Origin of the sequence: Pseudomonas sp. 32_A (assembly GCF_017490905.1) — a bacterium.
GTDB classification, from domain to species: Bacteria; Pseudomonadota; Gammaproteobacteria; order Pseudomonadales; family Pseudomonadaceae; genus Aquipseudomonas; species Aquipseudomonas inefficax.
In genome coordinates this window covers 1125-9193 of sequence record NZ_JAFGYI010000072.1, presented here as the reverse complement: position 1 = coordinate 9193, position 8069 = coordinate 1125, and the positions used below count along the sequence as shown (strand labels likewise).

The following is an 8069-nucleotide window of genomic DNA, read 5'->3' as shown; positions in this document are numbered from 1 at the left end:
TCGCCCTGCGCGGCTATCTGGTCAATGCGATCAACCGGCACCAGCTGGAAAACGGCGTGCTGGCAGTGGTGCTCGACGACACCGTCGGGCTGATTCAGGAGTACAACCATCAGCGGCTGAACTGGGTATTGAAGCGTCAGGCCTGGCGGGAAGAACCGATGCGCGCCTATCAGCTGCAGACCTCGCAGATCCTGCAGATCATTCGTGCCACGCACAGGGAGTGGGCGGCGCAGGAGGTGCCGTCGCTGGAGCCAATGACGGGCGATGGGCCGCCAGCGTTCGTCGAGCCGACAGTCGAGCGGCAGCGGTTGGTCGAGCGTGCGCAGCAGGAGAGTGACGAGCGGCTTGAACAACGCTACCACGAGCCGCAGCGGGCCGCGTTCCAGGCTGAATACGACCAGCAGGAACGTGAGTTTCAGCGCTACATCGACAAGGATGCGCAGGCGTACGTAGCCTTGTTCGATACGCCCATGTTCAAGCTGGCCGAGGCGTACGACTACGACGGTAACGATCGTGAGTCCGGGGTGGCCTACGCCAAGACCATGGCGCTGTGCCTGGGTGGTGGCGTTACCGAAGCTGTCGTCCCCCGCCTTGAACCGCATGTTCCCGCTTCCGGCACCAGCGAACTGCTCTGGTTGAAATGGCTGCAGGACCCGGACAGCCCGCCCTACCGCGCGTTGTTGATGCGGGATCGCTCTCTCCTGGCCGGGCTGCTGCCCAGTTTCTCCGCCACAGAAGCGATCAACTGGAACGACAGTGACAAGCTCTACGGCATGCTGAGCAAGATCATCGCCAGCGATGACGCCGGCTTGCGCATGCGCAATACCCTCAAGCAGGCCATTGCTGAAACGCAGAGCGCGCTCAATGCGGCCAGTCAGCGGCTGGCGCCCTGTCTGTCGCCTGGCATTCAGAAGGCCGTGCGGCATCTGAACAGTGCCACGCAGTTTCTCTACAACGGCGTGCACCTGATCGAACTGGAAGTGAAGATGAAGCTGGGCGAGTACTACGCCTTACAGAGTGCGCACCTTCGGGAGTTGCAGCACAAGGCCAATGCGTCGATCGCCGAGGCGCGGGACCGGATGCGCCGCAATATCGATGACTTCGAGTTTGGCTCGATGAAGGCCATGCGCAAGGTGCGGCCGATCATCCAGCACGGGCTGATGAGCCTGGCCGTGCTCGATCCACGGCTCACCAATACGATGATCAGTGTGACGGTGTGGGTCGAGGGCAAGGCTGAGGAGGTGCATGGGCGGTTGTTCCAGGAAGCCAACATGGGCGTAACGCAGGCGAGCAGTGCGGCGCAGCTTGCCTTGGTGGATATTTCGGTGGCAGCGGGGACGTTGGAAGCCGATGCGCGGAAGCTGTTGCAGGGGATGAAGATCACGTCGCAGCAGGCGGCCCGATTGGTAAAAACCGGTTTTTCCGGGTTGCGCGGGATTGCTGGCAGCTGGGAGGTTCTGCTGGCGATAGGCGGGTTGTATTTGCAGCAGGACAGCTTGGGCAGGAATCAGGAAAAGGCGGAAACGGAGATTGGGCCGAAGGCGTATGAGGCCAAGTTGGCATTGCAAGGATCGCAGTTGGGCGTGCTGGGAGGGCAAGTCGAACTGGTTGGGCTCATTTTGAGATCAAGTGCTGGTCCATTGAATGTGGGGTGGGCAAAGGGTGTAGCAGCCACTGGGGGAGTCTTGATAAGGCTTGGTGCTTTGATGAGTGCGGTTGCAGGGGTCTTTGATACGGCTCAAGCAATCAATGCCATGAGGCGCACCGCCGCTGCGGGTGATGATGCAGCGAGGAGCCAACACTTCTTTTCATTCCTCTTATATGGCTTGGGCACTATAGTGTTTAGTGTTGCAGTACTCAAGCCCTTGTTTTTCGGCCCGTTGGGAGTGGCGATAGCCTTCACGCTTGCTGCTTATCAACTAAGCAAACTGGCTCAGGAAAATGAATCAACTGATCTGGATCGGTGGGTAAGGCGATGCTGCTTTGGAAAAGCAAACGAAAATCCGAGCATTCATTGGAATGCTCCAGAACATGCGGATATAGCTTTTGCCGAACTCAATGCTGCCACGCTAGGCGTTCAGGCGAAGTTGAATTTTGAGTCGCGCTTGGCAACTGATCCAGGTCTTCCGAAAATCGGTGGCTTGATTAGTGCTGAAATAATCAGGAAGCTAAAATTCCTGATCGCATTGCCTATGTACGATGAGCGATCCTCGGGATATCGCTGGAAATTGATTGTGCATCGTCACGGTGACGGAAATCACCCTAATTACGATGGCGGGGAAACTATTGCTTCGGGCAATTTCTTTGCAAACGCTGAAGAACCTCTCTCACCGTCTTCTTCATTTTCCAGCTTTGCATCGCCACGGATCCCTGATCACGACCGCAGTATTTCAATTAGCGAGAAGCAGAAACCTTATTCTACTGGACTCCGTCAGTTAGAGATTTCTGGCTCGATATCGCTCATGGCGTCTATAGGAAAACACACGATTCTGGCAGCTACGCTGTTGGTGATGTACTGGCCGGATCGGAGCTTGCCAAGTGGGTACATTGAGATTTGTGTCAGGGAGATTAACGAGTGAAGCGTGATGGTAAAGTTCTGTGGGAGCGTGCTTTGGGCTGGAGTTATGACCTTCCCAAAGTGGATGAAGTGCCAAAGTGGCGGAAAGTGTGGGCGAGCGTCAAACCGTCGCCCAACTATGTCGATGATGTTTATCTCGAGTTGCCACGGAGCAGCACCATCCTACGAGGCGTTATATTCCTGATCGGTGTTCCGGGTCTGCTTTTTCTTTTTGGAATGGCGCTTTACTTGTACTGGGATTTGTTATACGACGATTGGCGGCACGACTGGCTGATGAACCTATCACTGGTAATTATCGGTCCAGCACTACTATGGGTTTTGATTCCTGATATCAAGCTTGATCTCGTTGCCCCTAGAGATGAACCAATTCGCTTCAATCGACTTCGCCAAAAGATATATATTTATGAGTTTCGATATGACCGCATATTCATCTTCAGCCGCAAACGCTGGGGCGTCAAACCGGTCGCCTACAACTGGGACGACGTAACCGCTGAAGTCTACCGAGTCTACGCCCCCGGCCACGGTGGCCTGATCGAAAACGTCATGCTGTCGGTCCGCAACCCGGAAACCAACGAAGTTATCGACCGAGTATTCTTCACCTATGACCTGTACCAAGGCGAAGCCTACTGGGCCATCGCCCGGCTATTCATGCAGCAAGGCCCCGAAGCCCTGCCGGAGTTCGTGCACCCACCCCGGGACTGGAACGATGACGATGGCCTCAGCCACATGCACTGCCTGGCGCCGAAGGTTGATTGGCCTGAGGAAATGGACCGTGAATCGCGTACTGGGCCATCAGAAGGAGAAGCTCAATGAACCCTGTCGTACTTGTAGGTCATCGACATGTCTGCCCGCTACATGGCACCAACCAGGTGGAAAGCGGCAGTGCCACGTACACCTTCAATGGCAGGGCGGTTGCCAGGGTGGGGGATCGGACCACGTGCGGCGCTGTGATCGAAAGTGGGGCTGAGCATTTCCTGATCGAAGGCGCGGCCGTGGCGCGTAAAGGTGACAGGACGGATCACGGGGGTGTGCTGGACGAGGGCGATGCCGGGTGGCTGCTGGATTGATCAAATGCCTCTTGTGCAAGATCGGGCCTGCAGGGTACGTGCACCGCTTGTGAGTTCACTTCCCTGGGCAAAAGCGCAGCCCAATGGGTTTGCGATCTCGGTGTTGACACCGGGTACGCCGCGCCACCATTATCCAGCCATATCCACGCAACGGGCTTGCCGGCATGTCCATTTTCAACCACGCCATTTCCGCTTCGGGCTTCATCGCCCAGGCAGACGCGTGCGTTGCCGTTGCCAAGAAATCCAAGAAACAGCCGCTCATCTGACCGAGGCGCGCTGTCTCGTCAGGTGGGCTGACGAGACAGAAGGCGCCAGGTATCCCTGCCAGACCACTTCGACTCTTCGCCCTGCTGACGCTGACTTTCGGTCAACATCAGGAGTTTTTGCATGTCGAATTTCCGTGGTATCTGGATCGCCCTCGTCACGCCATTGCGCGCCAATGAAATCGACTTCGCCGCCCTGGAAAAACTGGTGAAGAAGCTGCTCGAAGAGGGAGTGGCCGGTTTTGTGGTGTGCGGTACCACGGGCGAGGCGGCGGCGCTGTCCAAGGCCGAACAACTGGCCGTGCTGGATGCTGTGCTGGCCTGGGTGGAACCGGGCAGTGTGGTGATGGGGCTGTCGGGTTACAACCTGTGCGAACTGTTGGCCTTCCAGGTTGAAATCCAGCGGCGTGACATTGGCGGGCTTCTGGTCCCTGCTCCGTGCTACATCCGGCCTTCGCAGGCCGGCATCGAGGCGTTCTTCACCAGGGTGGCGGATGCCGCCAGCGTGCCGGTGATCGTCTACGACATTCCCTACCGCACCGGGGTACGCATCGAGCGTGAAACCCTGCGCCGCATCGTGCGCCATCCGCGCATTGCGGCGGTGAAGGACTGCAGCGGCGACAGCGAGACCACCATGGCCCTGATCCAGGACGGCCACGCCCAGGTGCTGGCCGGTGAGGACGTGCAGATCTTCAACAACCTGTGCCTGGGTGGCTCGGGAGCCATTTCGGCTTCGGCGCATGTGCGCGCCGACCTGTACGTGCGCATGCTGCAGCAGGTCGACAATGGCGACTGGGTAGCCGCGCGCGGAACGTTCTATCAGTTGCTGCCGTGGATGAAAATGGCCTTTGCCGAGCCCAACCCGGCTGTGATCAAGGCGGCATTGCAGGTGGAGGGGCTGATGACCGACGAACTGCGCGAGCCCATGCAAGCCTGCACGGAAACGACCCGGGGCAAGCTGCAAAGCGTGCTGGCTTCGCTCGGCGCTTGAGGACGCTCGTTTGGCGCGCCCTTTGTAGGAGCAGCCTTGTGCTGCGAAGAGGCCGGTACTGACAATGCATATCTGTTGCCTGTACCGGCCTCTTCGCAGCACAAGGCTGCTCCTACAGGGCCCCTGCTAAATCCAATGAATTATGTTTCGTTGCAGCACTGCTTCGCGGGTGAACCCGCTCCGACAGGTATGGCGCTGGTTTCAGGTACCCTCGGTTCCTGTGGGAGCGGGCATGCCCGCGAACACCGGCAACGGCGGTGCCATCCACCGCGTTGGCTGATCAGGCTTGAGCGGGCTATTTGCGCTGCCACACTTCGCCTTGCTCGCTGAGCGTCGTCAGTGCGCAGCCGTGGGCAGCATGCCGGAGCCTTGGGCCTTGTGCGCGGCCTCTATCAACTGCAGGTTGCGGCTGCGCAGGGCGTGGTTGTTGCCGACCCGCAGGTTGGAGCGCAGCGCCAGGGTCTCGGCCTGCTCATACTGCCCTTGTTGAAGGCGCAGAACACCAAGGTAATGCAACGTTGCCGGGTTGTTCGGTTGAATGTGCAGCGCGCGCTCCAGGGTGGCCGCCGCCTGGTCCAGCTGGCCGTCGGCATATTGTTGCGAGGCGGTTTCGATCAGCACGGTCGAAGCATTATTGCTGCGTGTGGGCGCGGAGCGTTCACCGGCCAGTGCGCTCGGTGCCGTGAATGCGCTGAACAACAGGAACAAGGCTGACAGAACAGGTGTGCTGGGCATCGGCAGAGGGCTCGACAGGTGTTGGGCAGCCCCCCGCTTGGCGAGGGGATGCTATCGACCGGGAGTACCAGCCGAAGTTCCCGCTTGAACACGCCACGGCCTGCCCCCGGCGACATCTGTTCGATTACCGCCCATAACCGCATCCTGGCGTCTCAAGCCTGTGCCCGTACCTCCGATAGCAGCACACCCACCGTCGAATCATCGACCAGAAGTGGTGCCAACAAGGAGTACTGCCCGCATGCTTGCCAACCTGAAGATCCGCACCGGAATGTTCTGGGTGCTATCGCTGTTCAGCGTGACTCTGCTGTTTTCCACCGTCAGTGCCTGGCGGGCTGCGGTGGGCAGTGACCAGCAGATCACCGAACTGGACCAGACCGCGCACCAGTCGGACCGGTTGAACAATGCATTGCTGATGGCGATTCGCGCCAGCGCCAATGTGTCCTCGGGCTTCATCGAACAGCTGGGTGGTCATGAGGAAAGCGCCAGCAAGCGCATGGCGCTGTCTGTCGAGTTGAACGACAAGAGCCAGAAGCTGGTGGACGAGTTTGTCGAGAACGCCCGTGAGCCTGCGTTGCATGCACTGGCATCCGCGCTGCAGGCCACCTATGGCGAGTACGCCAAGGCGGTCGCAGGGCAGCGTGAGGCAACCCGTCAACGTTCGCTCGAGCAGTATTTCAAGGTCAATACCGACGCCGGCAACGCCATGGGCCGGCTGCAGGCGCTGCGCCAGCAACTGGTCGCAGCATTGAGTGAGCGCGGTCAGCAGATCATGCTGGAATCCGACCGGCGCCTGGCGCGCGCCCAATTGCTGAGCATGGGGCTGCTGGGCGTGACGCTGTTATTGGCGGCGCTGTGCTGGGCTTTTGTTGCCCAGCGTCTGCTGCACCCGCTGCGCGAAGCCGGGCGGCACTTTCAGCGCATTGCTGGCGGCGACCTGAGCGTGCCGGTGCAGGGGCAGGGCAGTAACGAGATTGGTCAGCTGTTCCATGAACTTGAGCGCATGCAGCAGAGCCAGCGCGATACCCTGGGGCAGATCAGCAGCTGTGCCAGGCAACTGGACGCAGCGGCCACGGCGCTGAATACGGTCACCGAGGAAGGTGCCAACAACCTGCGCCAACAGGGCCAGGAACTGGAGCAGGCCGCCACCGCTGTCACCGAAATGACGACGGCCGTGGAGGAGGTTGCGCGCAATGCCATCACCACCTCGCAGACCACCAGCGAATCCAACCAGCTGGCAGCGCAAAGCCGCCGGCAGGTCAACGACAACATCGACGGTACCGAGGCCATGACCCGGGAGATCCAGGCCAGCAGCGCGCACCTGGAGCAACTGGTCGGGCAGGTGCGGGACATTGGCAAGGTGCTGGAAGTGATTCGCTCGGTGTCCGAGCAAACCAACCTGCTGGCACTCAATGCCGCCATCGAGGCGGCCCGTGCGGGCGAGGCCGGGCGCGGCTTTGCGGTGGTGGCGGATGAAGTGCGTACGCTGGCCTACCGTACGCAGCAGTCGACCCAGGAAATCGAACAGATGATCGGGCGCGTGCAGGCCGGCACCGAAGCGGCCGTGGCCTCGATGCAGGCCAGCACCAGCCGCGCTCAGTCGACGCTGGACGTGACCCTGGCCTCGGGGCAGGTGCTGGAAGGCATCTACAGTGCGATCGGCGAGATCAACGAGCGTAACCTGGTGATTGCCAGCGCAGCCGAAGAGCAGGCCCAGGTGGCGCGAGAGGTGGACCGCAACCTGCTGAACATTCGCGAGCTGTCGACATTCTCGGCCGCGGGGGCGCAGCAGACCAGTGAGGCGAGCAAGGCGTTGTCGGGGTTGGTGGGGGAGATGACGACGTTGGTGGGGCGGTTCAAAGTTTGAGATCTGTCGGGCAGGCTGCGTGAGCGGGCGCGCCCGCGAACACCGGCGTAGCCGGTGCCATCCACCGCATCGCCTGCTTCGCGGGTAAACCCGCTCCCACAGGGTCCTCACCAGCTGACGGAATGCGCCATGCCTGTGGGAGCGGGTTCACCCGCGAACACCGGCGCAGCCGGTGCCATCCACCGCAGCGGCTGCTTCGCGGGCATGCCCGCTCCCACAGGGTCCTCACCAGCTGACGGAATGCGCCATGCCTGTGGGAGCGGGTTCACCCGCGAACACCGGCGCAGCCGGTGCCATCCACCGCATCGCCTGCTTCGCGGGCATGCCCGCTCCCACACGGACCCCGCCAGCTGACGGAATGCGCCATGCCTGTGGGAGCGGGTTCACCCGCGAACACCGGCGCAGCCGGTGCCATCCACCGCATCGCCTGCTTCGCGGGCATGCCCGCTCCCACAGGGTCCTCACCAGCTGACGGAATGCGCCATGCCTGTGGGAGCGGGTTCACCCGCGAACACCGGCGCAGCCGGTGCCATCCACCGCAGCGGCTGCTTCGCGGGCATGCCCGCTCCCA

At 60.8% G+C, this 8069-nt stretch carries 6 protein-coding genes; 5 read left to right on the top strand and 1 reads right to left on the bottom strand.

What is annotated here, in order from left to right; genetic code table 11:
* From J5M58_RS28115 to dapA, 4 genes are all read left to right on the top strand, one after another.
* Positions 1–2579, top strand: a 2579-nt coding sequence (locus J5M58_RS28115; RefSeq protein ID WP_243432546.1) for a T6SS effector BTH_I2691 family protein, incomplete at its 5' end; no start/stop codon positions are given.
* Positions 2576–3391, top strand: a complete 816-nt coding sequence (locus J5M58_RS25415) for a DUF6708 domain-containing protein (protein WP_368857207.1) — start codon at positions 2576–2578, stop codon at positions 3389–3391. The genes J5M58_RS28115 and J5M58_RS25415, both read left to right, overlap by 4 nt.
* On the top strand, positions 3388–3645 hold the full coding sequence (locus J5M58_RS25410) for a PAAR domain-containing protein (RefSeq protein WP_046613925.1): 258 nt from the start codon (positions 3388–3390) through the stop codon (positions 3643–3645). Before J5M58_RS25415 ends, J5M58_RS25410 begins: the two co-directional genes overlap by 4 nt.
* Before the next feature lie 387 nt (positions 3646–4032).
* Positions 4033–4899, top strand: a complete 867-nt coding sequence (gene dapA / locus J5M58_RS25405; RefSeq protein WP_112254256.1) for a 4-hydroxy-tetrahydrodipicolinate synthase — start codon at positions 4033–4035, stop codon at positions 4897–4899.
* Between the two features lie 336 nt (positions 4900–5235).
* Here dapA and J5M58_RS25400 read toward each other — a convergent pair whose 3' ends face one another.
* A complete protein-coding gene (locus J5M58_RS25400) occupies positions 5236–5634 on the bottom strand; it encodes a tetratricopeptide repeat protein (RefSeq protein WP_112254254.1) in 399 nt (132 codons plus the stop codon).
* Positions 5635–5872: 238 nt separating this feature from the next.
* Between J5M58_RS25400 and J5M58_RS25395 the strand changes: the two genes are divergently transcribed.
* Positions 5873–7498: a methyl-accepting chemotaxis protein gene (locus J5M58_RS25395; protein ID WP_207880043.1), complete on the top strand. Its 1626-nt coding sequence runs from the start codon at positions 5873–5875 to the stop codon at positions 7496–7498.
* Positions 7499–8069 lie beyond the last annotated feature (571 nt).

Bases quoted from the DNA above. Each gene is read 5' to 3' on its own strand.
- dapA (WP_112254256.1), top strand. From the start codon at position 4,033: ATGTCGAATTTCCGTGGTATCTGGATCGCCCTCGTCACGCCATTGCGC.
- J5M58_RS25395 (WP_207880043.1), top strand. From the start codon at position 5,873: ATGCTTGCCAACCTGAAGATCCGCACCGGAATGTTCTGGGTGCTATCG.
- J5M58_RS25400 (WP_112254254.1), bottom strand. From the start codon at position 5,634: ATGCCCAGCACACCTGTTCTGTCAGCCTTGTTCCTGTTGTTCAGCGCA.
- J5M58_RS25410 (WP_046613925.1), top strand. From the start codon at position 3,388: ATGAACCCTGTCGTACTTGTAGGTCATCGACATGTCTGCCCGCTACAT.